General features: G+C 73.3%; 21 protein-coding genes and 1 tRNA gene. 10 read left to right on the forward strand and 12 right to left on the reverse strand.

The window, feature by feature from the left end:
* Positions 1-61: 61 nt before the first annotated feature.
* The 5 genes from ACX9MN_RS17545 to ACX9MN_RS17565 form a co-directional block, all read right to left on the reverse strand.
* Positions 62-1387: an adenylate/guanylate cyclase domain-containing protein gene (locus ACX9MN_RS17545; RefSeq protein ID WP_020095569.1), complete on the reverse strand. Its 1326-nt coding sequence runs from the start codon at positions 1385-1387 to the stop codon at positions 62-64.
* Positions 1387-2799 (reverse strand): GTPase HflX, encoded by a 1413-nt coding sequence (gene hflX, locus ACX9MN_RS17550; protein ID WP_020095570.1) that lies wholly within the window; start codon positions 2797-2799, stop codon positions 1387-1389. Before hflX ends, ACX9MN_RS17545 begins: the two co-directional genes overlap by 1 nt.
* A gap of 248 nt (positions 2800-3047) precedes the next feature.
* Entirely contained in the window at positions 3048-3299 is a 252-nt protein-coding gene (gene hfq, locus ACX9MN_RS17555; protein WP_007563033.1) for an RNA chaperone Hfq, read from the reverse strand.
* A 196-nt stretch (positions 3300-3495) separates the two neighbouring features.
* The gene (ntrX, locus tag ACX9MN_RS17560; RefSeq protein WP_020095571.1) at positions 3496-4860 is read right to left on the reverse strand and encodes a nitrogen assimilation response regulator NtrX; all 1365 of its coding nucleotides are present in this window, start codon (positions 4858-4860) and stop codon (positions 3496-3498) included.
* Complete coding sequence (locus ACX9MN_RS17565) at positions 4857-7322, reverse strand: sensor histidine kinase NtrY-like (protein ID WP_020095572.1); 2466 nt, start codon at positions 7320-7322, stop codon at positions 4857-4859. Before ACX9MN_RS17565 ends, ntrX begins: the two co-directional genes overlap by 4 nt.
* Positions 7323-7453: 131 nt before the next feature.
* On the opposite strand from ACX9MN_RS17565, the gene ACX9MN_RS17570 reads away from it, so the two are divergent.
* Positions 7454-7546 (forward strand) — tRNA-Sec (locus ACX9MN_RS17570).
* A 210-nt stretch (positions 7547-7756) separates the two neighbouring features.
* Positions 7757-8017: a hypothetical protein gene (locus ACX9MN_RS17575; RefSeq protein WP_020095573.1), complete on the forward strand. Its 261-nt coding sequence runs from the start codon at positions 7757-7759 to the stop codon at positions 8015-8017.
* A gap of 22 nt (positions 8018-8039) precedes the next feature.
* Here the strand turns inward: ACX9MN_RS17575 and ACX9MN_RS17580 are convergent, their stop codons facing one another.
* Entirely contained in the window at positions 8040-8435 is a 396-nt protein-coding gene (locus ACX9MN_RS17580) for a hypothetical protein (protein ID WP_020095574.1), read from the reverse strand.
* Positions 8436-8619: 184 nt separating this feature from the next.
* On the opposite strand from ACX9MN_RS17580, the gene ACX9MN_RS17585 reads away from it, so the two are divergent.
* The gene (locus tag ACX9MN_RS17585; RefSeq protein ID WP_020095575.1) at positions 8620-8856 is read left to right on the forward strand and encodes a DUF4170 domain-containing protein; all 237 of its coding nucleotides are present in this window, start codon (positions 8620-8622) and stop codon (positions 8854-8856) included.
* A gap of 226 nt (positions 8857-9082) precedes the next feature.
* Entirely contained in the window at positions 9083-10027 is a 945-nt protein-coding gene (locus ACX9MN_RS17590) for a ribose-phosphate pyrophosphokinase (protein WP_012318471.1), read from the forward strand.
* Positions 10028-10072: 45 nt separating this feature from the next.
* Here the strand turns inward: ACX9MN_RS17590 and glgX are convergent, their stop codons facing one another.
* Positions 10073-12196 (reverse strand): glycogen debranching protein GlgX, encoded by a 2124-nt coding sequence (glgX, locus tag ACX9MN_RS17595; protein ID WP_020095576.1) that lies wholly within the window; start codon positions 12194-12196, stop codon positions 10073-10075.
* 54 nt (positions 12197-12250) lie between these two features.
* Positions 12251-13672, reverse strand: a complete 1422-nt coding sequence (locus ACX9MN_RS17600; protein WP_026605310.1) for an alpha,alpha-trehalose-phosphate synthase (UDP-forming) — start codon at positions 13670-13672, stop codon at positions 12251-12253.
* Between the two features lie 430 nt (positions 13673-14102).
* On the opposite strand from ACX9MN_RS17600, the gene ACX9MN_RS17605 reads away from it, so the two are divergent.
* The 4 genes from ACX9MN_RS17605 (at position 14103) to ACX9MN_RS17620 (ending at position 16423) form a co-directional block, all read left to right on the forward strand.
* A complete protein-coding gene (locus ACX9MN_RS17605; protein WP_020095578.1) occupies positions 14103-14648 on the forward strand; it encodes a hypothetical protein in 546 nt (181 codons plus the stop codon).
* A gap of 4 nt (positions 14649-14652) precedes the next feature.
* A complete protein-coding gene (locus tag ACX9MN_RS17610) occupies positions 14653-15102 on the forward strand; it encodes a phage holin family protein (protein WP_205833574.1) in 450 nt (149 codons plus the stop codon).
* A gap of 5 nt (positions 15103-15107) precedes the next feature.
* A complete protein-coding gene (locus tag ACX9MN_RS17615; RefSeq protein WP_020095580.1) occupies positions 15108-15479 on the forward strand; it encodes a DUF3618 domain-containing protein in 372 nt (123 codons plus the stop codon).
* A gap of 119 nt (positions 15480-15598) precedes the next feature.
* Entirely contained in the window at positions 15599-16423 is an 825-nt protein-coding gene (locus tag ACX9MN_RS17620) for a hypothetical protein (RefSeq protein WP_020095581.1), read from the forward strand.
* A 170-nt stretch (positions 16424-16593) separates the two neighbouring features.
* On the opposite strand, the gene ACX9MN_RS17625 is transcribed toward ACX9MN_RS17620, so the two are convergent.
* The 3 genes from ACX9MN_RS17625 to ACX9MN_RS17635 all read right to left on the reverse strand — a co-directional run bounded on the left by ACX9MN_RS17625 (position 16594) and on the right by ACX9MN_RS17635 (position 20080).
* Entirely contained in the window at positions 16594-18111 is a 1518-nt protein-coding gene (locus tag ACX9MN_RS17625; RefSeq protein WP_020095582.1) for a malonate--CoA ligase, read from the reverse strand.
* A 116-nt stretch (positions 18112-18227) separates the two neighbouring features.
* Complete coding sequence (locus ACX9MN_RS17630) at positions 18228-19637, reverse strand: malonyl-CoA decarboxylase (protein WP_020095583.1); 1410 nt, start codon at positions 19635-19637, stop codon at positions 18228-18230.
* Positions 19638-19888: 251 nt separating this feature from the next.
* Complete coding sequence (locus ACX9MN_RS17635) at positions 19889-20080, reverse strand: hypothetical protein (protein ID WP_012318462.1); 192 nt, start codon at positions 20078-20080, stop codon at positions 19889-19891.
* Positions 20081-20413: 333 nt separating this feature from the next.
* Between ACX9MN_RS17635 and ACX9MN_RS17640 the strand changes: the two genes are divergently transcribed.
* Entirely contained in the window at positions 20414-21589 is a 1176-nt protein-coding gene (locus ACX9MN_RS17640) for an MFS transporter (RefSeq protein WP_020095584.1), read from the forward strand.
* Here the strand turns inward: ACX9MN_RS17640 and cobD are convergent.
* Positions 21582-22616, reverse strand: coding sequence for a threonine-phosphate decarboxylase CobD (cobD, locus tag ACX9MN_RS17645; protein ID WP_051123785.1), 1035 nt, complete (start codon positions 22614-22616; stop codon positions 21582-21584). The genes ACX9MN_RS17640 and cobD overlap by 8 nt on opposite strands.
* Between cobD and cbiB the strand changes: the two genes are divergently transcribed.
* Positions 22608-23603 (forward strand): adenosylcobinamide-phosphate synthase CbiB, encoded by a 996-nt coding sequence (cbiB, locus tag ACX9MN_RS17650; protein ID WP_020095586.1) that lies wholly within the window; start codon positions 22608-22610, stop codon positions 23601-23603. The two genes, cobD and cbiB, sit on opposite strands and share 9 nt — an antisense overlap.
* The last annotated feature ends 116 nt before the right edge of the window (positions 23604-23719 follow it).

The raw sequence follows: 23719 nt of genomic DNA on the forward strand, positions 1-23719 counted from the left end.
CGGCGCCCTGCGGCGCCGGGAGACCGCCGAGACGCCGCCGGGATCCCCCCGGGAATCCGTCTCAGGCGCCGGGCGCCACCGCGATCGCCGACAGGGTGAGGTGCTCCGGCAGGGCGGCGTCCGGCACCGGCACGGCCCGGATCCCGGCCGGGAGCACGCCGCCGAGCAGGTCCAGGAAGTCTCCCGACGCGGCGATCTCGATCTCGGCCGCCTTGGCCTGGGTCTCGATCCGCGCCAGGGCGTTCATCGCCGGGCCCAGCACCGTGTACTCGGCCCGCACGCCGTCGTCGAAGACCCCGACCAGCAGGTCGCCCGCGTGCAGGGCGACCACGACCCGCAGGGGGAACAGATTCTCCCGGGCGCGGGCCGCGTTGAGCGCGGCGATCCGGTCGCGGATCGACAGGGCGCAGGCGAGCGCCGCGCGCGCCTGGACGTCGGGATGGCCGACGACGAACTGCACCAGCACCGCGTCGCCGATATACTTGTCGACGAGGCCGCCCTGCTCCGCCACCGCCGCCTGGGCCGCCGCCCGGACCCCCAGCAGGGCCGTCACCATGGCCTCGGGCGGGTGCTCGCGGGAGAGCCGCGAGAAGCCGCGGATGTCGAGGATCATCAGGCAGGCGTGGCGCCGGTGGATGCCGAGGCCGGAATCGCCGTCGTCGGCGGCGAGGTCGAGGGCGACCGTGTCGGGCACGAAGCGGGCGAGCTGGGTCCGCTCGTGCTCCATGCGCAGGGCCCGCACCACCGCGGCGCGCAGGCGGACCATGCCGTCGACCACCAGGAGGCCCGCCGCCATGAAGGTGGCGAGCCCGGTGAGCTGCGCGGTCGGGAAGGTGTCGGCGTTCGGGAACAGGTCCGGATGGATCAGGCCGACCAGGAAGGCCGCGCTCCAGCAGACGGTGACGAGCCCGCAGAATAGCAGGGTCTGCGCCACCCGCATGCTCAGGCCGGTCTGGAGCAGGAGCAGGAAGGCGGGCAGGCGGCTCACCGCGTCGGCGCCGAGCCCCGCCCCGCCCCCGGCCAGCATGTGCTCGATGATCACGTAGACGGCGAGCCCGGCATTGAGGCCGGTGCCGGCCCAGCTGTAGACGGTGGCCGCGGGGCCGCCGCCCCGCTCCCGCAGCCCGAACCAGATCGTGCCGAGGCCGTACAGGCCGAGGATGAACCAGTGGCTCAGGGCGTGCAGAGAGCCGTCATAGGCCTGGGCCGCCATCAGCAGCACCAGCACGATCACCACCCGGAGGCCGAGCAGGCGCAGGCCGCCGCCGGCCTGCATGGTCCGCAAAACCGCCTCGTCGTCCGATCCGGGATCCGCCCGGCCCTCGGCAGGAGCCCGCGCGGGCCGCAGCGCGGAGAGCGTCGGGTTGCCGGCGCTGCCCGAGGCCATCAACCGCCCCGGCCGAGGCGCCGGGCCGCCGCGAAGCGGTTGAGGAAGCGCGGCTCCTTCTCGGGGGCGATCCGGATCGCGAGATGCAGAGTGCCGTCGGCCTCCGACCGGCGGTCGAGGATCTCGGCGTTCTCGTAGAGCCAGTTCAGCGCCGCCCCGTCCTCCGGCGGCAGCGCCACCGCGAAGCTCGCGCGGTTGCGCCCGATCCGCGCCTCGATCCGGGCCGACAGCGCGGCGAGCCCCTCCCCGGTCACCGCCGAGACCAGGACCGGCGCGGCGCTGTCGCGGTCGTTGCGGGCCCTGGCCTGGCCGCTGAGGTTCAGGAGCCGCGCGCGCTCGTCGTCGTCGAGCAGGTCGGCCTTGTTCCAGACCTCGATGATCCGGTCGGTGCTGGTCTCGATGCCGAGCTCGCGCAGGACCTCGCCGACATCCTCGGCCTGGGCCTCGGAATCGACGTGGGCGACGTCGCGCACGTGGAGCAGCACGTCGGCCTCGATGGCGTCCTCGAGCGTCGCCCGGAAGGCCGCGATCAGGGGCGTCGGCAGGTCGGAGATGAAGCCCACCGTGTCCGACAGGATCACGGTCTCGCCGTGGGGCAGCTTGGTCGCCCGGGCGGTGGGGTCGAGGGTCGCGAACAGCATGTCCTTGGCGGTGACCTCGGCCCGGGTCAGGGCGTTGAACAGGCTCGACTTCCCGGCGTTCGTGTAGCCGACGAGCGCGACGATCGGGTACGGCACCCGGGCCCGGCTCTGCCGGTGCAGGCCGCGGGTGCGCACCACCGCGTCGAGGTCGCGCTCGATCCGGGTCATGCGCTCCTGGATCATGCGCCGGTCGGCCTCGATCTGGGTCTCGCCGGGGCCACCTAGGAAGCCGAAGCCGCCGCGCTGGCGCTCCAGGTGGGTCCAGGAGCGGACGAGGCGGGACTTCTGGTAGGCGAGGTGGGCGTGCTCGACCTGCAGCGTGCCCTCGCGCGTGGAGGCGCGGCGCCCGAAGATCTCCAGGATCAGGCCGGTGCGGTCGATGACCTTGGCGCCCCAGGCCTTCTCGAGGTTGCGCTGCTGCACCGGCGACAGGGCGCAGTCCATCACGACGAGGCCGATCTCGCGGGCGCGGATCAGGCCGGCGATCTCCTCGACCCGGCCCTTGCCGAGATAGGTGGAGGGCCGGATCCGCGGCAGGCTGACGGCGAGGCTCTCGACCACGTCGAGCTCGATCGCGGCGGCGAGCCCGGTCGCCTCGTCGAGGCGGGCCTCCACGGAGCGCGACGGCGCGGCCGGTCCGGGGCCGGCCCCCGCCGCGCCGCGGGCGAGGTAGGGGCCGATCACCAGGGTGTGGGTCGCCGCGGCGATCTCGCCCTCGGGGGCGGCCTGCGCCTGGAGGCGGGCTTCGCCGGACGTCAGCGTTTCGGTCATACGGCCTTCGGCGCCGCCGCCCCGGGCGACGGCTTCGTTGGAGAGGTCGGAGTGTCAGAATGGGGATGCGGGCGGGCCGGGCCAAGATGCCGGCCGCGAACGGGCACAGATATCCGTCGGCGGGCGGGGTATCCGCCCTCCCCCGCCGCGGCCGCGCCGGTCGCGCGGCGTCGCCCGCGCGGCGCATCGGGCCTCCGACCCGCCCGATCCCCGGCTTCCGGCCCGCTAGGCGCCGGGGCCGCCGGCCCTCACGCCTTCTCGGCGGTCTCGTCCGGCTCGAACAGCTGCACCGGGTGGCCCGGCATGATCGTGGAGATCGCGTGCTTGTAGACCAGCTGCGAGTGCCCGTCCCGGCGCAGCAGCACGCAGAAATTGTCGAACCACGTCACCACGCCCTGCAGCTTGACGCCGTTGACGAGGAAGATGGTCAGCGGAATCTTGTTCTTGCGGACATGGTTGAGAAAGGTGTCCTGAAGGTTCTGTGCGCGTTCGCCCGCCATCTTCTTGGCCTTCTTGTTGTCCCGGCTCGCTCGGTCCGGGAGGAGTATGCCGCGGGCCGGATCGTCCGATCATCCGGTCCAGGGCCGTGTATACCAACACCATGACGACGTGAAAGCGTGGGTGCAAGCAACCCCCGTTCCAGCCGATCCGTGACGGATCGGCCCCGCCCTCAACGCGCGCCCCGGCGCCGCGGCCTCACGGGCCGATGCCGAGGGACTTCAACTTGCGGTGCAGGGCCGAGCGCTCCATGCCGATGAACTCGGCGGTGCGCGAGATGTTGCCCGAGAACCGCGCGATCTGCGCCACGAGGTACTCGCGCTCGAAGATCTCGCGGGCCTCCCGGAGCGCGAGGCTCATCAGCTTCTCGCCGCCCGCGCCGCCCGGCGTCGTCGGCACCAGGGCGCCGATCTCGGAGGGCAGCATCTCCGAGGTGACCTCCTGCTCCGGGTCGGCCTGGGTCAGGATCATCAGCCGCTCGACGTTGTTCTTGAGCTGGCGCACGTTCCCCGGCCAGTTGTGCGACTGCAGCACCGCCATGGCGTCCTCGGCGATCCGGCGCTTGGGCAGGCCGGTCTGGGACGAGATGTTGTCCATGAAGAACTGGATCAGCTCGGGCACGTCCTCCCGGCGCTCCGACAGGGCCGGGACCCGGATCGGCACCACCGACAGGCGGTGGAACAGGTCCTCGCGGAAGCGGCCGGCGGCGATCTCCTCCTGAAGGTCCCGGGAGGACGAGGAGATGATGCGGACATCGACGTGGACCCGCGTCGTGCCGCCGACCCGCTGGAAGTTCTGGTCGACGAGGACGCGCAGGATCCGGTTCTGGGTCTCCCGCGGCATGTCGGCGACCTCGTCGAGGTAGAGGGTGCCGCCGTGGGCCTCCTCCAGGGCGCCGACCCGCCGGCCGCTCTCGCCCTCGACCCCGAACAGCTCGGCCTCCATGGTCTCGGGCAGGATCGCCGCCGCGTTGAGGAGCACGAACGGGCCGTTCGAGCGGGCCGAGGCCTTGTGCAGGCTGCGCGCCGCGAGCTCCTTGCCGGCGCCCAGCGCCCCGGTGATCATCACCCGGGCGTTCGTCGGCGCCACCCGGTCGAGGGTCTGGCGCAGCTGGTTGATGGCGAGCGACGTGCCGACGATGCGGTTGGTGGCGCCGGAGCGCGCCGTCAGGTCGCGGACCTCGCGCCGGAGCCGGGAGGCCTCCAGCGCCCGCTCGGCCACCAGGATCAGCCGGTCGGCCTTGAACGGCTTCTCGATGAAGTCGTAGGCGCCCGCCTTGATGGCCGAGACCGCGGTCTCGATGTTGCCGTGGCCCGAGATCATCACCACCGGCAGGTCGGGGTTCGCGGCCTTGATCAGGTCGAGCACCTGCAGGCCGTCGAGCCGGGAGCCCTGCAGCCAGATGTCGAGGAAGACGAGGTGCGGCCGGCGCGCCTCGATGGCGGCGAGCGCCTCGTCCGAGCCGCCGGCCGTGCGGCAGCGGTGGCCCTCGTCGTCCAGGATCCCGGCGACGAGGTCGCGGATGTCGGCCTCGTCGTCGACGATCAGGATATCGGCGCTCATGCGTGCATCTCCGCGATCCGGGGGGCCGTCGGCGCGGCGCCCTTCTCCTCTGTCGTGACGGGACTGGTCTCGGGGGCCGCCGCCGCCGGCTCGGGCCCGTGCTCGCGCGGGACCCGCATCCGGACCTGGCCGCCGCGGCCGGCGGGATTGTCGTTCAGCTCGATCCCGCCGCCGTGCTCCTCGAGCACCTTGCTGACGATAGCAAGCCCCAGCCCGGTTCCACCCTCGCGGGTGGTCATGTAGGGCTCGAGCAGGCGCTGGCGCCCCTCGGCCGGGAATCCCTTGCCGTTGTCGGTGACGGCGATCACCGCGAACCCGTCCTCGACGGCGAGGTTCAGGCTGATCTTGCCCTTGCCGAGCTCGGCCTCCGGCACCTCGGCCACCGCCTCGACGGCGTTCTTGAGGATGTTGGTGATCACCTGGCTGAGCAGCCGGATGTCGAAGGCCGCCACGATCTTCTCCGCACTGCCCGCGCCGCCCTGGGCCGAGAACGCGAAGTCGATGTCCGGGTGCGCGACCCGCATCATGAACAGGTTCTGCTTGGCGATCTCGGTGAGGTCGTTCGGCGCGATGGCGGGCTTCGGCATCCGCGCGAAGGCCGAGAACTCGTCGACCATGCGCTTGATCTCGTCCACCTGGCGCACGATCGTGGCGGTGCACTGGTCGAACACCTCCTTGTCGGCGGTGATGACCTTCCCGTACTTGCGGCGGATCCGCTCGGCGGAGAGCTGGATCGGGGTCAGCGGGTTCTTGATCTCGTGGGCGATGCGGCGCGCCACGTCGCCCCAGGCGGAGCTGCGCTGCGCCTGGACGAGGTCGGTGATGTCGTCGAGCGTCACCACCGAGCCGCGGGACGCCCCCTGCGCCTGCTCGCTCGTGACCCGCACCGTGATGGTGCGCTCGCCCCGGGACCGGGTGAGCTGGACCTGCTGCTGCTGCAGGCTGCGCGGGCGCGCCTCGCTCTCGGCCAGCACCGGCGCGAGCTCCGGCACCGCGCGGGCCAGCGGCTCGCCGACCAGGGCGTCGCTCGCGAGGTCGAGCATCCGCTCGGCGGCGGGGTTGGCGATGGTGACGAAGCCCGCCGCGTCGAGACCGATCACCCCGGGCGAGACCCCCGACAGCACGGCCTCGGTGAAGCGGCGGCGGGTGTCGATCAGGTCGCTCGCGGCGATCAGGCCGGCGTGCTGGCGGCGCAGCTCCTGGGTCATCTTGTTGAAGCTCTCGCCCAGGTGGGCGAGGTCGCCGCTGGTCTTCTTGGTCGGCACCTGGGCGTAGAAATTGCCCGACGCCACCTGGTCGGCGGCGTTGATCAGCCGCCGGATCGGCGCCACGAACCGGTTGGCGAAGTTCATGCCGAACCAGACGGCCGAGAGCAGCGCGATCAGCGCGATCAGCAGGAACACCGACGCGAAGGTGATCTGGATCGAGCGGCGCAGCGAATCGTAGGTGAGGTACTCGGCCGCCGCCGCCCGGGACACGCCGGGGAACTCGATGGCGAGCTGGCTCACCTCCCGCTGCACCATCAGCACGGCGTCGTCGTAGGCCGGCATGCGCAGCAGCGCGGCGAAGACCCGGCCCTCGGTGGGCAGGAGGCAGATCGGATCGGCGGAGTTCGCCGCGTCCTCGAAGGCCGCCGCCGAGGGCAGGCGGTTCGTCTTCAGGACGTCGATCTTGGCCCGGGCCACCACCTCGGTGGGGCCGCGCATGATCTGCGCCACCGGCAGGCCGAGATTGGTCGCCCGGGTGGTCAGGAAGGTCTGGAACCAGTCCCGGTTCACGTCGAAGTTCGGCCGGGCCCGGGTGAGGTCGTCGGCGAGGATGCGGATCTCGCGGGCGAGGCTCTGGCACTGGTTCTCCTGGTAGGCGTCGGCCACCTCCACGGATTTCAGCACCACGTCCCGGACCCGGTCGGTGAAGCCGAGCGACAGGCCCCGGTCGATCGTCACCGAGGCGACCACGGCGAGCAGGATCGTCGGCAGGATCGCGATCAGCGAGAACAGGCCGACGATGCGGGTGTGCAGGCGCGCCACCGCGGCGTTGGCCTTGCGGGCGTGCAGGAAGACCCGCGCCTCCCAGGCGATGATGACCGCGAGGCCGAGCACCAGGGCGGCGTTGATGGCCAGCAGCGTCACGCCGTAGGCCGGCGTCGGCGTCACCCGGATCACCCCGGCCAGGATCAGGAAGGTCGCGAGCGCCGAGACCAGGGCGGTGATCACCATGGCGGCGCCGATCCAGCCGGGACCGCGCGGGCCCGGCCGCAGCGATTCCGCCAGGGGCGTGCCGGACGGCTGGGACGCCTCGGGGCCCGCGGGCGTGCCCGCGTCCCGCTGATCCGCGTCCCGCTGATCCGCGGCCGGCTGGACAGCGTCCTGCTGGACCGCGTCCTGGCCCGCCCCGTCGGCACCCCTCTCGGGGACCGACGCGGGGCCTTCCTCTGTCCGTGAGCGTCTCAGGAACGGCATGACTGGTGCAGGGCCACAACAGTGTGGCGGAATTAATACGAATCCAGGCGTCCGGGCGGCGGATCGGCGGCGCGATCCGCCGCACGCGGCCGGCCTTGACCCCGCCCCGCCCCGCCCGTACCCCCGGTCGCGGAGGCGAACGGGGTCTGGTGGCCCTCCTGGTCTTCAAAACCAGCGGTACGCCAACAGCGTACGGTGGGTTCGATTCCCATCCGCTTCCGCCACGCTTCAGACAATCGAAACCGATGAACCAGTGTTCGCCGATATTCAGGCGACACGTGCGATTAAATTCGCGATACTGCTTCATCGGAACTGTGGGGGTGCCGGCTCGTTTCCCGCGATCGATCCCGCACGGGTGCCCGCGTGAAGAACCGATCCGCCGCCACCGTCCCGTTCCCGCCGGCCGCGGCCGGCCGCGCGCGCTGAGGCCGGCCATGCTGGACAGACTCGTCACGCTCCTCCCGCCCGGCGCCCGCGAGGCGCTGCGAACCCTCGCGGTGCGCCGGCCCGTGCGACTTCCCGCGGGACTTCCCCCGCGTCGGCCGGGCGCCGAGGCCACGATCCTGCCGGGGCTCGACGCGCGGCCCGCCCCGATGGCGCCGCTGCACCCGCCCGCCGCCATCAACGACAATCCCCTCCAGGCCCTCCACGACGCCGTCGAGCGGGACCTGCGCGCCAGCGGCCACCTGCGCTGAGCGCGGGCCGCGCGGCCGACCGTCAGCGCTTGGCCGGTGCGGGGCCTTCGGGAATCGTCCCGGGCGCGATCCAGTGGCAGGCCGTGGTGCCGCGCACGGCGGCGCAGTCGTAGCTCGCGCCGCCCAGCGTCACCTTGTCGACGATGCCGGCGAGGTCCGTGCGCGCCAGCGCCGCGCAGCCGAGATGGTCCGCCTTGGGGTCGGCCAAGTGCGCCGCGGCCGCCGCCGCACCGTCGCGCATCAGCATGCGGTAATTGGCCAGCGACGGGCAGCCGATCACCGGCGGCCCGGCCCGCCGGTCCGGGACGCTCCTGTCGGGGCGGGGCGCGCGGGGCGCCTGCTGGGCCTGGACCTGCGCCGCGCCGAGGCCGAGGGCCAGCGCGACGAGGACGGCGTCGGGGAGGAGGCGGCGTGTCATGGGCCGCTCGTAGCACGGCGCGTCCGGTGTTGCGCATCCACCGCGCCGCTACGCTCAGCCCCCCGGCCGGGCCCCTCGCCCGGCCGCCGCAGACCTGCGGCGGATTGGGGGCTCGCCTGCGGATGTTCAGGCTTGACCGCGGGCCCGCCATTTGCGAGCGCCGCGCAGGAACGGAGGACGGGCCATGACGACGGAAATCGACAGCGACCAGAGACTGCACTTGGTCTTCGGCGGTGAATTGCAGGATCTCGACGGGGTCCGGTTCCGGGACATCAAGAACCTCGACATCGTCGGCATCTTCCCGGACTACGCCACCGCCCAGGCCGCGTGGCGGGCCAAGGCCCAGGCCACCGTCGACAGCGCGCAGACGCGCTACTTCGTGGTGCACCTGCACCGGCTGCTGGAGCCGCCGGCCCCCTGAGGGGACCGGGCGCGCGGGGATCCGAACCCGGGTCCGGGGCCGGGTCCGCCGCGCGCGTCCGCGGTGAGAGCGGGGTAAGAGCGCGGTGAGGGCGCGGCCGTGAAGGCATTGTGACACTTCCGGCCCGCTGCTAAGAGCCTCGCCCGTCATCGGATCGTTCCGGCTCCTCGGGAGACCGGTCTGAACAAGAGCGGCGGGAGGTCCGGCCGCGAGCGAGCGGCCGCCCATGAAATCCTCGATCAAGATCATCGCCGGGAATGCCAGCCGGCCCCTGGCCGAGGCGATCGCGGCCTATCTCGAATTGCCGCTCGCCAAGTGCATGGTCCGGCGCTTCGCCGACATGGAGATCTTCGTCGAGCTCCAGGAGAACGTGCGCGGCGAGGACGTGTTCATTGTCCAGTCGACCTCGTTCCCGGCGAACGACCACCTGATGGAGCTGCTGATCATGATCGACGCCGCGCGCCGGTCCTCGGCCCGGCGCATCACGGCGGTGATCCCGTATTTCGGCTACGCGCGGCAGGACCGGCGCACCTCCGGCCGCACCCCGATCTCGGCCAAGCTGGTGGCGAACCTGATCACCGAGGCGGGCGCCGACCGCGTCCTGACCCTCGACCTCCACGCCGGCCAGATCCAGGGCTTCTTCGACATCCCCACCGACAACCTGTTCGCCGCCCCCGTGATGGTGCGCGACATCAAGGAGCGGCTGCCGAGCGCCGACCGGATGGTGGTCTCGCCGGACGTCGGCGGCGTGGTCCGGGCCCGGGCCATCGCCAAGCGGATCGACTGCCCGCTGGCCATCGTCGACAAGCGCCGCGAGCGCCCCGGCGAGTCCGAGGTGATGAACATCATCGGCGAGGTCGAGGGCCGCTCCTGCATTCTCGTGGACGACATCGTCGATTCGGGCGGCACCCTGGTCAACGCCGCCGAGGCCCTGCTCAACGCCGGCGCCAAGGACGTCTCGGCCTACATCACGCATGGCGTGCTGTCGGGCGGCGCGGTCTCGCGCATCGCCGCCTCGCGGATGAAGGAGCTGGTGATCACCGACTCGATCCAGCCGACGCAGGCCGTCAAGCTCGCCCGCAACATCCGGGTGGCGACGATCGCGCCGCTGCTCGGCGAGGCGATCGGCCGGACCGCGACCGAATCCAGCGTCTCCAGCCTGTTCGACTGACGGCGCCGTCCGGCCGATTCCGGCCGGCCCTGAGGCGCCCCGCCCCTACCGGCCCGGCACCCAGCCGCCCCGGTTGCCGGTCTCGGTGCCCGGCGCGGTGAGCACCAGGACCGTGCGGCCCGGCAGCGGCACGGCGGTCCCGGCCGCGATCGCCGGCGCGCCGGGGGTGCGGGCGCCCGCGGGCTCGCCCGTGTCGAAGGCCGGCGTCCACGGGCCGCCGATCACCGGGGCGAGGCGGAAGCTGACGGCCTCCGCCCCGGCATTGAACAGCATCAGCAGGCGCTCGCCCGGGTCGCCGTCGTTGCCGATCTGCATGCCGAACACCTGGAGCCCGTCGTCGGACCAGTGCCGGACCTCCATCTCGATGCCCTCGGGGGAGAGCCAGTGCACGTCGCGCAGGGGCTCGTCGGGGTCGATCAGCGCGCCCGTGAAGAAGCGCCGCCGCCGCAGGGCCGGTTGGGCCCGGCGCAGGGCCAGCAGGTTGGCCACGAAGTCCGTGAGGGCCGGATCCGGATCGACGCTCCAGTCCATCCAGCTCGTCGGGTTGTCCTGGGCGTAGGCGTTGTTGTTGCCGCCCTGGCTGCGGGAGCGCTCGTCGCCCATGAGCAGCATCGGGACGCCCTGGGCCAGCATCACCGTCGCCAGCATGTTGCGCTTCTGGCGGGCGCGGAGCGCCAGGATCGCCGCGTCGTCGGTGTCGCCCTCGACGCCGTAGTTGCGGCTGACGTTGTGGTTATGGCCGTCGCGGTTGTCCTCGCCGTTGGCCTCGTTGTGCTTCTCCTCGTACGACACCGTGTCGGCGAGCGTGTAGCCGTCGTGGCTGGCGATGAAGTTGACGCTGGCCAGCGGCGAGCGCCCGGACGGGGCGAACACCTCGCGCGAGCCGGTCAGCCCCTGCGTGACCTTGGCGAGCGTGGCGGAATCGCCCTTCCAGAAGCCCCGGGCGGCGTCGCGGAACTTGTCGTTCCACTCGCTCCAGCCGCGCGGGTAGCCGCCGAGCTGGTAGCCGCCCTCCCCGACATCCCACGGCTCGGCCACCATCTTGACCCGCGCCAGCACCGGGTCCTGCGCCACGGCCTGGAAGAACGCCGCCTGCGGGGTGAAGGCGAAGGGCGCCCGCCCGAGGCTCGAGGCGAGGTCGAAGCGGAAGCCCGCGATGCCGTAGGCGGTGACCCAGTGGCGCAGCGAATCGAGCACGAGCTGCATCACCCGCGGGTGGCTCGCGTCGAAGGTGTTGCCGCAGCCGGTGCAGTCGCGGTTGCGGCGCGGGTCGGCGGGATCGAGCTTGTAGTAGCTGGCGTTGTCGATGCCGCGGAACGACAGGGTCGGGCCGGTATGGTCGCCCTCGGCGGTGTGGTTGTAGACCACATCGAGCCAGGTCTCGATCCCGGCGGCGTTCAGCTCCCGGATCGCCGCCTTCAGGCCGCCGAGGCCGCCCTCCCCCAGGTAGCGCGGCTCCGGGGCGAAGTAGCCCAGTGGCTGATAGCCCCAGAAATTGACGAGCCCCTTCTCCACCAGAAAGCGGTCGTCCGCGAAGGCCTGGATCGGCAGCAGCTCCAGGGCGGTGACGCCGAGCTTGACGAGGTGCTCGATGATCGCCGGGTGGGCGAGCGCCCCGTAGGTGCCGCGCTCCGCCTCGGGAATGTCGGGATGGGTGCGGGTCAGCGCCTTGACGTGCGCCTCGTACACCACCGTCTCGGCGAGCGGCCGGCGGACCGGGTTGAGGGCGAGGTCGGGCACCTCCGGCGCGGTGACCACGCAGCGCGGCATGTAGACCGCGCTGTCGCGCCGGTCGATCCGGTCCTCGCGCCCGCCGCCCCGGCGGTGGCCGTAGAGCGCGTCGTGCCAGCGGATCCGGCCGCGGATCTCCCGCGCGTAGGGGTCGAGGACGAGCTTCGAGGCGTTGAACCGGTGGCCCGCCGCCGGGTCCCAGGGGCCGTGCACTCGGTAGCCGTAGAGCTGGCCCGGCAGCACGCCGCGCAGGTAGCCGTGCCAGACGTCGTCGGTCCGGCAGGGCAGCCGCACCGTGCGGGTCTCGTGCCGCTCCCCCGGCTCGAACAGGCAGATGTCGACCGCGGTGGCGTGCTCGGAGAACAGGGCGAAGTTGACGCCGCGCCCGTCGAAATGGGCGCCGAGCGGTGCCGGTACCCCGTCGTCGACGGCGATCATGCGGGGCGTCCGGTCACACGGATGGCGGCGGGCGGGAGCAGCGGGAGGCGCCGGCTATTCGGCGGCCGCGGCGGCGGTGGGCGGCTCGCGCTCGACCGTGCGGAAGTTCTCGAGTTCCGCCAGGAAGTTGCGCGCCCACCAGTCGACGTCCTCGCGGGTCATGCGCTCGACCATCGGCTTCCAGCGCGCCAGCCGCTCGGCCTTCGGCATGTAGAGGGCCGCGCGGATCGCCTCGGCGACCTCGAACCGGTCGTAGGGGTTGATCAGCAGCGCCTCGGGCAGCTGCCGGGCGGCGCCGGCGAATTTCGACAGGACCAGCACCCCCGGATCGTCCTCGCTCTGGGCGACGACGTACTCCTTGGCGACGAGGTTCATGCCGTCGCGCATCGGCGTGACGAGCCCGACCCGGGCGGCCCGGTAGAGGCCGGCCAGCACGGGCCGCGGATAGGCCTTGGTGATGTACTGGATCGGCGTCCAGGCCGGGTCGCCGAGCGAGCCGTTGATCTCGCCGACCTTCTCGTTCACCTCGCGGGCGAGCTGCTCGTATTCCGGCACCTCGCTGCGGGATTTCGGCGTGATCTGGATGTAGGTGACGTTGCCGCGCTGGTCGGGATTCGAGGCGAAGAAGCTCTCCACCGCCTCCATCCGCTCGGGCACGCCCTTGGAATAGTCGAGCCGGTCGACGCCGATCAGCAGCTTGCGGGTGCGCAGGCCCGCGATGGTCTCGCGCACGACCTTGTTGGAATTGGCCTTCTCGGCGGCCTCCTTGAAGCCCGCGACGTCGATGCCGATCGGGAAGGCGCGGATCCGGGTCCGGCGGCCGTCGACCATCAGCGAGCCGCCGCCGAGCGGGATCGCCCGCTGGGTATCGACGAGGTTGCGCTGCAGGTTCTGGACGTCCGCCTCGGTCTGCAGGCCGATCAGGTCGTAGTCGACGATGGCGCGCAGTAGTTCGGTGCTCGCCGGCAGCGAGTTGAACACGTCGGCGGCGGGCCAGGGGATGTGGTGGAAGTAGCCGATCGGGTTGTCGAGCCCGAGTCCGCGCAGCTCGGCGGCGAGCGGCAGCAGGTGGTAATCGTGGACCCAGATGATGTCGTCGGGCTCGACCAGCTTGGCCAGCGCCCGCGCGAAGGTCCGGTTCACGCGGCTGTAGCCGGCATAGTCCGAGCGCGAGAAGGCGCCGAGCCCGAGCCGGTAATGCATGATCGGCCACAGGGCGCGATTCGCGAAGCCGGCGTAGTATTCCAGGTGATCCTGCGGCGAGAGGTCGACGACGGCGTACTGGACCCGGCCCCGATCAATCAGCGTCGGCTCCTCGGACGGCTCGTCCGTGATGGTGCCGCTCCAGCCGAACCACAGACCTTCGTAGGCCGTGAAGGCCTCCTTGACCGCGACGGCGAGGCCGCCCGCCGCCACCGCCTTGCCGCCCTCCTCCGGGACGGCGACGCGGTTCGATACGATCACAAGGCGTGCCACGCGGGTCGGCTCCGGATCAGGGGCGCGGGTCGGGTCGAGGATATCGCCGCGCCTGCATCGGGACGTCACTACTATGTCAGAACGCGCGGAGGCCCTGCGCGATCCTTTGTCGGTCGTCCCGCAACCCAAGCGTGAAGCCGGGCGCGGGTCAAGTCGAGGCCCTGCCGTTCCGGGACAGGGCGGCCGCTCCGTCCCGGTCGGGCGCCCCGGTCGGGCGCCCCATGCGAGCGTTGTACAAGCGTGGCGGTTCTGGCAGATCTTGCCTGAACGGCGCGTGAGCGGTGCCGCCCGTCGCGCCGGACCCCGCGCATGCATCGGAAGGGCGCACAGGGACCGGAACCCGCGACAGCCGAGTCGGTTACTCAGCCATCGCGGGGCCCGCGGCCGCCGCGAGCGGCCCCGTTCCCGCGCCGCGAGGAGTGTTTTCGAGATGGCCGGCAACGAGTTACCGCAAGGCACGCCCGCGGATCCGATCGCGGATCCGCACCGCGAGGGGCCGCACGCCGCGCCGCACGACGCGCCCCACACCGCCGGGGAGGAGCGCGCGCAGTGGCGGGCCCTCCAGGGCGACGTCGAGGGGCTCGCCGACGTGGCGGCCGAGCGCGGGCGCGGCCTGCTCGACGCGGCCCGGCTGCAGGCGCAGAGCTACGTCGAGCAGCGCAAGAGCGACGCCGCGCAGTCGGTCCACGACCTGGCGCAGACGATCCGCAATTCCGGCCGCGATCTCGGCGACAAGCCGAACGTCCGCGCCTTCTTCGACAGCGCCGCCGACGGGCTGGAGCAACTCGGCTCCTCGATCGAGCGCCGCAGCCTCGGCGAGTTCTACAGCGAGGCCGAGTCCTTCGCCCGGCGCGCGCCGGTGGCGGTGGCCGTGGGGACCTTCGTGGCCGGCCTGATCGCCGCCCGCTTCATCAAGTCGTCCAGCCTGCCGCCGGAGGCGCCGGACGGCGACGCCCGCGACAGCTTCCGGGCCTGACGCCATGACCTACGGCTCCGACCCGCGCCAGACGGGCCCCTCCACGGGTTCCTCCACGGGCCCAGCCACGGGCCCCTCCAGCATCCAGAGCCTGATCGGCGACGCCCTGCGGGAGACCAACGAGCTCGCCCGCAAGGAGATCGCGCTGTTCCGGGCCGAGATGGCCGGCAACGTCCGCCAGCTCATCGTCGGCCTCGCCTGCATGGTCGGCTCGGCGGTGTTCGCCGTGGTCGCCCTGCTGGTGCTGATCGGCGCCTTCGTGAAGTGGCTCGCCACCATCGTAGGCTCCGAGTGGCTCTCGGCCCTGATCGTCGGCGGCGTTCTGCTGCTCCTCGCCCTCGGGATGGCCCTGTGGGCGCGCAGCGTCCTCTCCCTCTCGACCCTGGCCCCGAAGCGCACGACGCGCCAGGTCCGCCAGGATGCCCAGGCCCTCTCGGAGCGCGTGTCCGGATGAGTACGATGAACGACCTCGAGAAGGAGATCGAGGAGAGCCGCGCCCGGCTCGACGATACGATCGACCGCATCCAGGGCCGGCTCTCGGTGCCGAATCTCGTGGACGAGATGCTGGGCAATGCCCGGCGGGTGCCGGCGCTGAACACGACCTACGATTCGGCCCTGGAGGCGGTGCGCCGCAATCCCGTGCCGGTGCTGCTGATCGCGGCAGGCGTCGGCCTGCTGTTCAACCGGATGGCCCGCGACGCCCAGCGCCGCCGCACCGAGGTCTCGGCCGAGCGCGTGCCCACCCTGAACACCGGCGCGGCGCGCGGCTACGACCCCGACCGCCCGACGGTCCGCCCGGCCCGCGATCCGCTGGACACGACCGAGATCTGAGGACCGGACCCGTCCGGGTCCGGCCGGATCCGGGACGAGACACCGTGCCGCCCGGCCGGACGACCGGGCAGACCGGCACCGAAGGCGGGCCGGCGAGACCGACATCTGAGGACAGCGCCATGACCGACAAGCCGGGTATCCCCTCCAGCACCCCCGAGCAGCTCGCCGCCGCGGCGGGGATGCCGCACGGCGCCGACGACAAGAGCCTGCGGCCGGATCCGACCGGCCTCGGCGACCCGGGCGCGCCCGGCACCGCCGCGGGCGACTTCACCCTCCGGCCGGATCCGCGCGGCCTGCACGACCCGCTTCGGCCCGGCGCGGCGACGGGCTCGCACGACGCCGCCCATGACACTGCCCAGGACGCTGCCCAGGACGCTGCCCAGGACGCCGCTTCGGCCGCGAAGGACGGCATCCGGGTGGCGGGCGACCGGGCCACCGAGTTCGCCGGGCAGGCGCGCCGCACCGTCTCGGGCCTCGCCGACGACATCAACGACCGCCTCGGCGGGGCGGCCGATCAGGCGCGCGACCGCGCCACCGCGGCCTACGACGAGGCCCGGGAGCGGGCCGGCGCCCTCCATCGCCGCAACATGCGGGCGCTGGACGACCTGACCAACCAGGGGATCGAGGGGATCAACCGCGGGCGCACCGCCGTCGAGCGCTTCGTGGACGACAACCCGCTCCTCGTCGGCGTCGTCGGCGTGGCCGCGGGCCTGCTCCTCGGCGCGCTGCTGCCGCGCACCCGCCAGGAGGACCGGAGCATCGGTCCCTGGGCCGACGAGGTCCGCGACCAGGGCCTGCGCTACGCCCGCGAGGTGACCAATATCGGCCGCGAGTTCGTCCAGACCGCCCTCGACCCGGACAATCTCAACGCCGCCGCCCGCAAGGTGGTCGATCCGGAGAGCCACACGCCGCCCGCGGGCGAGCGGACGCAGCACAATCTCTGATTCGGTGGCCGAGGCCCCTCCGTGGGGGCCTCGGCGCCGTCATCCCGGGCGAGGCGACGTGCCCCGGAGTTGCGCGACGTCGAGCAGCGTGGCGCCGCCTGGATTGCTCCGCTCGCAGCGACGCGGTGGCCGGATCCTCGCTCCGTCGACCCTCCTGACAGGACGGCGCGTCAGTCCCGGTACAGCCCCGCATGCGCCTCGCGGAGCAGGTTCTTCTGGACCTTGCCCATCGTGTTGCGCGGCAACTCGTCCACAAACAGGACCCGCTTGGGGCACTTGAACCGGGCGAGGCGCCCCTCCAGGGCGGCCTGCACGCCGGCCTCGTCCGGGCAGCCGGCGCCGCCCACCACCACGGCGGTGACGGCCTCGCCGAAATCCGGGTGCGCCAGGCCGATCACGGCGGATTCGACCACGCCCGGCAGGGCGTCGATCTCGGTCTCGACCTCCTTCGGGTAGACGTTGAAGCCCCCCGAGATGATCAGGTCCTTGCCGCGCCCGACGATGTGGACATAGCCCCGGCCGTCGACCTTGCCGAGGTCGCCGGTGATGAAGAACCCGTCGGCCCGGAACTCGGCGGCGGTCTTCTCGGGCATGCGCCAGTAGCCCTGGAACACGTTCGGGCCCTTCACCTCGATCATGCCGACCGCGTCGGGCCCGAGGGCCGCGCCGGTCTCGGGATCGACCACCCGCAGGGACACGCCCGGCAGGGGGAAGCCCACCGTGCCGGCGACCCGGTCCCCCGCGTAGGGGTTCGAGGTGCTCATGTTGGTCTCGGTCATGCCGTAGCGCTCGAGGATGGCGTGACCCGTGCGGGCCTGCCATTCCCGGTGCGTCTCGGCGAGCAGCGGCGCCGAGCCCGACACGAACAGGCGCATGCCCCGGGCCGCCTCCGGCGTCAGGCCCGGCTCCTTGAGGAGCCGGGTGTAGAAGGTCGGGACGCCCATCAGGGCGGTCGCCCGCGGCATCAGGCTCAGGATCAGCTTCGGGTCGAGCCGGGGCAGGAACAGCATGGAGCCGCCGCTCGCCAGCACCGTGTTGGTCGCCACGAACAGGCCGTGGGTGTGGAACACCGGCAGGGCGTGGATCAGCACGTCGTCGGCGGTGAAGCGCCAGTACGCGACCAGCGTCCGGGCATTCGACGCGAGGTTGTCGTGGGTCAGCATGGCGCCCTTGGAGCGCCCGGTCGTGCCCGAGGTGTAGAGGATCGCCGCGAGATCCTCCGGACCCCGGGGCACGTCCGCGAAGGCGGCGCCCGCATCGGCGGCCCGGTCAGCAGCCTCCGCGGCGCTGCCGCCGCCCGCCGCGTCGAGGGTCCAGACCTGCCGGACGCCGGCGGCGGCCTCGGCGAGCGCGTCGCGCCGGCCCGGGTCGCAGACGAACACGGTCGGCTCGGCGTCGCCCAGGAAGTAGCCGATCTCCGCCGGGGTGTAGGCGGTGTTGAGCGGCAGGAACACGGCGCCGGCCCGGACCGCGCCGAGATACAGGAAGATCACCTCGGGGCTCTTCTCGACCTGCACGGCCACCCGGTCGCCGGGCGCGACGCCCGCCGCCCGCAGGGCCGCCGCGTAGGCGCCGGAGCGGGCGATCAGGTCCGCGTACGCGTAGCGGCGCCCGTCCGGCGTCTCGATCACGGTCTTGGCGGGATCGGCGGCGCCGTCCCGCACCAGGGAGAAGAGGTGGTTCGTCATCGTGAGGCTGGGCTATCACGGGCTATGGGTCGCGCGCACCCATAGCCGCCCGGAGGCCCCCTCGGCGAGCCCTTTCCGGCGGCGCGTCGTCCGCGCGGCCCGGTGAGTCGCGACGCCTACGCCTCGGCGAGCACCACGGCCCGGGGCGGCGGCAGCTTGGCGCGCAGTTCCCGGGTCACCGCCGGCGCCGCCACCACGGTGCCGAGATTGGCGTAGGTCTCGTGGTTCCGCTCGATGGCCGCGAGGTCGTAGAGGTAGTTGACCATCAGCCCGTGGGACTGCGCCAGCCCCTTCTTGGAGGTGTCGCCCAGGAAGTTGATCCGGTCGAGGCGCGCGCCGTTGCCGAGATGGAACCGGGCCACCGGGTCGAGGGGGCGCCCGCGCTCGTTCTTGGCGCGCAGGAAATAGGCGGCCGCGGCCGGGATCAGCGCCCGGCGCACCGTCTCGGCCCGGGCCTTGTCGGCCGGCCAGGCCGGGTCGTCCAGCGCCCGCAGGGTCTCTACATCCTCGGGCAGCAGGCCCTGCGGGCTGTCGGCCCGGCGCTCCCGCGCCAGCCACGCCGCGAAGCCCGGCACCGGCGAGAGCGTCACGAAGGTCTTGAGCGTGGGGACCTCGCGGGTCAGGTCCTCGACCACCTGCTTGATCAGGAAGTTGCCGAAGGTCACGCCGGCGAGGCCCTTCTGGCAGTTCGAGATCGAGTAGAACACCGCCGTGGTGGCCGCCTGCGGCTGCAGCGGCTTGCGCTCCTGCGACAGGATCGGGGCGATCGCCGGGGCGATCTGGTCGGTGAGCGCCACCTCGACGAAGATCAGCGGCTCGTCGGCGAGCGCCGGGTGGAAGAACGCGAAGCAGCGCCGGTCCGGCGGCTCGATGCGGGCGCGCAGGTCGTCCCAGCCGGAGATGGCGTGGACCGCCTCGTAGCGGATGATCTTCTCCAGGATGTGCGCCGGCGTCGTCCAGTCGATGTGGCGCAGCACGAGGAAGCCGCGGTTGAACCACGACGCGAACAGGTGCTCGAAGTCGCAGTCGAGGCTGTCGACGGCGTCCATCAGGGCGGGGTCGGCCTCGTCGCCGGCGCGCAGGGCCCGGCGCAGGTCGAACAGGTCCTCGCGCATCCGCACGAGGCTGAGCGTGCCGCCGCGGGCGAGGTTGAGGCGGCGAATCAGCTCCTGGCTGCGCGGCTCGGCGGCCTCGTGCAGGCTGCCCAGGCGGGCGCGGGAGGGGGCGGCGCGGTAGGCGGCGATGGCCTCGTCGACGGCGGCGTGGTCCGCGTCGAAGTCGAGGGCGATGGCCCGCAGGAAGGCGTGGCGCTCCGCCTGACCGAAGCTCGCGTAGCGGTCGAGGATCAGGCGGGCCAGCGCCACCCCGGAGGCCTCGCCGCGCCGGGAGATCAGGTCCTCGCAGAGCTTGACGAGGTCGCCGGCACTCGCCCGGGACGCGATGTCGCCGCGCCCGATCCCGATCAGGTCGCGGCCGCGCTCGCTGATGGTCTGAAGCAGGTCGCCGAAGAAGGAGATCGCCGCCATGACCTTCGCACTGACCCCCGATGACCCGGATTCGAGACGTGTCCGGTCCCGCGACGCCGGCTCGTCGGTCGGGCGCGGACGGAACGGGATCCGGACGCCGGCGGGCGTCCCGATCCGCCCGCCATTCTACGGCGCCGCGGCCGCCGCGACCAGAGCTTGACCGGTCGCCGACGCGGGGATCCCAGAGTGCGGGAGCGGCACGAAGATCGTGTGACGGGTGGGGCCGCGCGACGGGTCCGGCCGGGCGGTCGTCAGAGCCGCTCGGCCACGGTGGCGAGGTCCGCCCGCTCGCGCCAGTCGCCGACGCCGTGCTGGCGGGCGAAGCGCAGCTCCGCGGCGCGGCGGGCGCGCTCGGGATCGCGGGCCCGCGCGATCGCGACCGAGCCGATCGTGAACGGCACCCCGAGGATCTCCTTGGCGAAGTCGACGCGGTAGTTCGGCATCCCGTACTCCCTGCTGCGGCGGCCCCGGCGCCGTTCGCACGGAACGAAACCGCCCACTCGTTCGTAGTCCGGTCCATAAACCTCGCGAGGCCCGGCGCCCGGCGCATCGGTCGCGGCGCCCGCTGGCATGCGGGCGCCGCCGGCTGCGTCTGTTGCATATGGTGCGCCGCCGGCTCCGGTGAAGGGGCCCGGGGCGTCCCGGCAGGGATGCATCGCCGCAGCTTGCCCGGCGGCGCGCTCCGCCCGTATCGCTCGCCGCTCCGATCGCCCTCCCCACACGGACCCGACCATGGCTCTCCCGCGGCGGCCCACCCGCCTGCCCCCGACCCGGCCGTGACCGCACCCCTCGACGCGAAGGCCCGGCTCGGCCTGACGCTGATCGCCGGCGGGGCCGTGGCCAACATCTACTACAACCAGCCGCTGCTCGGCCTGATCGTGGCCGAGTTCGGCGACCGCGCCGCCCTGTGGGTGCCGACCACGGCCCTGGTCGGCTACGGGCTCGGCATCGTCGGGCTCGTGCCGCTCGGCGACGCCCTGCCGCGCCGCGCCCTGATCGTGGGGCAGTGCCTCGGCCTCGCCCTGGCCCTGCTCGCCGTGGGCCTCGCGCCGAACCTCGCCTGCCTCGCGCTCGCCCATCTGGTGGTCGGCGTGCTGTCCTGCGCGGCCCAGCAGGCGGTCCCGTTCGCGGCCGAGCTCGCCCCGGACGCGAGCCGCGGGCGGATCGTCGGCCAGGTCATGACCGGGCTCCTCACCGGCATCCTGCTCGCCCGCACGGCGAGCGGCTTCCTGGGGGCGCATCTCGGCTGGCGGCCGGTCTTCCTGGTCGCCTCCGTGCTGGCGCTCGCCATGGCAGGCATCGCGCGGGCCACCCTCCCCCACACGGTGCAGACGCACCCGCTGCGCTACCGCGCCCTGATGCTGTCGATCCTCCACCTCGCCCGCACGCAGCCGGTGCTGCGCACGGCGAGCCTGTCGCAGGCGCTGCTGTTCGCGGGCTTCAACGCCTTCTGGGCGACCCTGGCCCTGTTGGTCGAGGCGCCGCCCTTCGGCCTCACCGCCGCCGGGGCCGGGCTGTTCGGCGTGATCGGCGTCTGCGGGGCCTTCGTGGCGCCGATCTCGGGCCGCTTCACCGACCGCCGGGGCGCGAAGCCCGTGGTCCTCGGCGGCAGCCTGCTGGTCGCCCTGTCCTTCGTGGTCCTGTGGGGCGGGGGCACGTGGTCGCTCGCCGCGGTGGCGCTCGGCGTGCTGCTCATCGACATCGGCATGAACGGCGCGCTCATCGCCAATCAGACCCGGGCCTACGCGCTGGTCCCGGGCGCGCGGGGCCGCATCAACACCGTGCTGTTCACCACCCTGTTCGTGTTCGGGGCGCTCGGCGCCTATGCCGGTTCGCAGGCCTTCCTGCTCGTGGGCTGGCCGGGCGTCTGCGCGGTCGGCCTCGCCTTCTCGGCGCTGGCCGTGCTCGTGGCGGCCCGCGACCCGCACCCGCCGGGGGCTCGGCCTACTTGAGCACCCGCGACAGCCGACACCAGCCCGCCCTGTCGGGCGGAAGCCCGAAGCGCAGGCGCTCCGGGCGCCCGGCGAAGCGCCGCACCGCGATGCCGGCCGCCGCCAGCCGCCGGTAGAGGTCCGGCCCGTCGGGGAAATCGGCGGTCCGGAACAGGCAGGTGCCGCCGACGACCCGGCCGCCGGCCCGGGCGATCATCCGGTCGAGGCGGCCCGCATCCGCGGCCCGGGCCCGGGCGGCCTCGACGCGCCAGCCCGCGTCCGACAGGGCCGCGCGCCCGATCGCCAGGGCCGGGCCCGACACCGCCCAGGGTCCGAGCGCCGCGGCGATCCGGGCCGCCGTGCCGGGCTCGGCGACCGCGAAGCCGAGGCGCAGGCCGGCGAGCCCGTAGGTCTTGCCGAAGGAGCGCAGCACCACGGTGCCGGGCCCCGAGTCCGGTGCGGAGACGTGCGGGCACAGGCTCTCCACCGGCTCGAGGTCGGCGAAGGCCTCGTCGGCGACGAGCAGGCCGCCGCGCCGGCCGAGCGCCGCGGCGAGCGCCCGGCGCTCGGCCAGGGGATGGGTCCGCCCGTCCGGGTTGTTGGGATCGACGATCACCGCCACCCGGGCCGCGCCGAGGGCGTCGACGCTCGAGACCTCCGCCACCGCGTGCCCGGCCCGCGCCCAGGCGGCGGCGTGCTCGGCGTAGGTCGGCCCGAGAACCGCGACCCGGGTCGGGGCCAGGAGCCGGGGCAGGGTCTCGATCAGGACCTGCGTGCCGGGCGCGGGCACGACGTGGTCGGCGTCCGGCGCGCCGTAGGCCGCGGCGGCGGCCTCCCGGAGCGCGCGGACCTCGGCGGCCTCGGGCAGGCGCGCCCAGGCGCTGGCCTCCAGCGCGGGCACGGGATAGGGGACCGGGTTGATCCCCGTCGAGAGGTCGAGCCAGGGCTCCGGCGCGTCGGGAAAGGCTTGTCGGAGCCCGCCGAGATCGCCGCCATGCGCGATCGGGGCGGCCTCACGCGCGGGAACGCTCCACACCGAATGGTCCATCTGCCCGGTACGTTCGCCGACACGCTCGCCGTCCTCGCCGTCGCCCTCGGGATCGAGGCGGCGGCCGGCTATCCCGACGCGCTCTACAGGGCGGCCGGTCACCCTGTCACCTGGATCGGCCGGCTGATCACCGCCCTGGAGCGCGGCCTCAACCGCGGCTCGGCGCGCCGGCGGCGGGTCGCCGGCTGCCTCGCGCTGGCGCTGCTCCTCACCGCGGTGGGCCTGGCCGCCCTCGCCGTCGCGGCGCTGGCGGGGCTCGCCGGCCCCCTCCCCGCTCTGCTCCTCCTCGGCCTGCTCGGCGCGAGCCTGCCGGCGCAGCGCAGCCTGCACCAGCACGTCGCCGCCGTGGAGACGGCCCTGCGCGCGGGCGGCCTCGAGTCCGGGCGCCGGGCCGTGGCGATGATCGTGGGGCGCGACCCCGACCGCCTCGACGAGGCGGCTGTCTGCCGGGCCGCGATCGAGAGCCTGGCGGAGAACTTCTCCGACGGGATCGTGGCGCCGGCCTTCTGGATCGGCTGCCTCGGCCTGCCGGGGGGCGCCCTCTACAAGGCGGTCAACACCGCCGACAGCATGATCGGCCACCGCAGCCCGCGCTACGCCGCCTTCGGCTGGGCGGCGGCCCGGCTCGACGACGGCGTGAACCTGCCGGCCTCCCGGCTCGCGGGCCTGCTGATCGCCGGGGCGGCGGCCCTGCGCGGCGCCGACGCGCGCGGGGCGCTCCGGGCCATGGCCCGGGACGCGCGCCGGCACCGCTCGCCCAATGCCGGCTGGCCCGAATCCGCCATGGCGGGGGCGCTCGGCCTGCGGCTCGCGGGGCCGCGGGTCTATGACGGCACCCTCGTCCCGGACGCCCATATGGGCGACGGCCGGGACGCCGCCACGGCCGACGACATCGCCCGGGCGCTGGCCCTCTACCGCACCGCCTGCTGGCTGCAGGGCGGGCTCGTGCTGGCGCTCCTCGCGCTCTGCCTGTCGCTCACCGGCTGAGCCGTCCTCGCGAGCGGAGCGAAGCGCGCCAGGGCCGCGCGACCTCTGAGATCGTGGCGCCGACGGGATCGCTTCGCTCCGCTCGCAGAGACGGCGGCAATTCCCGATCGGGCCTT

The sequence above is a fragment of the Methylobacterium sp. 1A genome, assembly GCF_058072805.1.

Coding starts and splice junctions, on each gene's coding strand:
- ACX9MN_RS17545 (WP_020095569.1), bottom strand. CDS start 1,387: ATGGCCTCGGGCAGCGCCGGCAACCCGACGCTCTCCGCGCTGCGGCCC.
- hflX (WP_020095570.1), bottom strand. CDS start 2,799: ATGACCGAAACGCTGACGTCCGGCGAAGCCCGCCTCCAGGCGCAGGCC.
- hfq (WP_007563033.1), bottom strand. CDS start 3,299: ATGGCGGGCGAACGCGCACAGAACCTTCAGGACACCTTTCTCAACCAT.
- ntrX (WP_020095571.1), bottom strand. CDS start 4,860: ATGAGCGCCGATATCCTGATCGTCGACGACGAGGCCGACATCCGCGAC.
- ACX9MN_RS17565 (WP_020095572.1), bottom strand. CDS start 7,322: ATGCCGTTCCTGAGACGCTCACGGACAGAGGAAGGCCCCGCGTCGGTC.
- ACX9MN_RS17575 (WP_020095573.1), top strand. CDS start 7,757: ATGCTGGACAGACTCGTCACGCTCCTCCCGCCCGGCGCCCGCGAGGCG.
- ACX9MN_RS17580 (WP_020095574.1), bottom strand. CDS start 8,435: ATGACACGCCGCCTCCTCCCCGACGCCGTCCTCGTCGCGCTGGCCCTC.
- ACX9MN_RS17585 (WP_020095575.1), top strand. CDS start 8,620: ATGACGACGGAAATCGACAGCGACCAGAGACTGCACTTGGTCTTCGGC.
- ACX9MN_RS17590 (WP_012318471.1), top strand. CDS start 9,083: ATGAAATCCTCGATCAAGATCATCGCCGGGAATGCCAGCCGGCCCCTG.
- glgX (WP_020095576.1), bottom strand. CDS start 12,196: ATGATCGCCGTCGACGACGGGGTACCGGCACCGCTCGGCGCCCATTTC.
- ACX9MN_RS17605 (WP_020095578.1), top strand. CDS start 14,103: ATGGCCGGCAACGAGTTACCGCAAGGCACGCCCGCGGATCCGATCGCG.
- ACX9MN_RS17610 (WP_205833574.1), top strand. CDS start 14,653: ATGACCTACGGCTCCGACCCGCGCCAGACGGGCCCCTCCACGGGTTCC.
- ACX9MN_RS17615 (WP_020095580.1), top strand. CDS start 15,108: ATGAACGACCTCGAGAAGGAGATCGAGGAGAGCCGCGCCCGGCTCGAC.
- ACX9MN_RS17620 (WP_020095581.1), top strand. CDS start 15,599: ATGACCGACAAGCCGGGTATCCCCTCCAGCACCCCCGAGCAGCTCGCC.
- ACX9MN_RS17625 (WP_020095582.1), bottom strand. CDS start 18,111: ATGACGAACCACCTCTTCTCCCTGGTGCGGGACGGCGCCGCCGATCCC.
- ACX9MN_RS17630 (WP_020095583.1), bottom strand. CDS start 19,637: ATGGCGGCGATCTCCTTCTTCGGCGACCTGCTTCAGACCATCAGCGAG.
- ACX9MN_RS17635 (WP_012318462.1), bottom strand. CDS start 20,080: ATGCCGAACTACCGCGTCGACTTCGCCAAGGAGATCCTCGGGGTGCCG.
- cbiB (WP_020095586.1), top strand. CDS start 22,608: ATGGTCCATCTGCCCGGTACGTTCGCCGACACGCTCGCCGTCCTCGCC.
- cobD (WP_051123785.1), bottom strand. CDS start 22,616: ATGGACCATTCGGTGTGGAGCGTTCCCGCGCGTGAGGCCGCCCCGATC.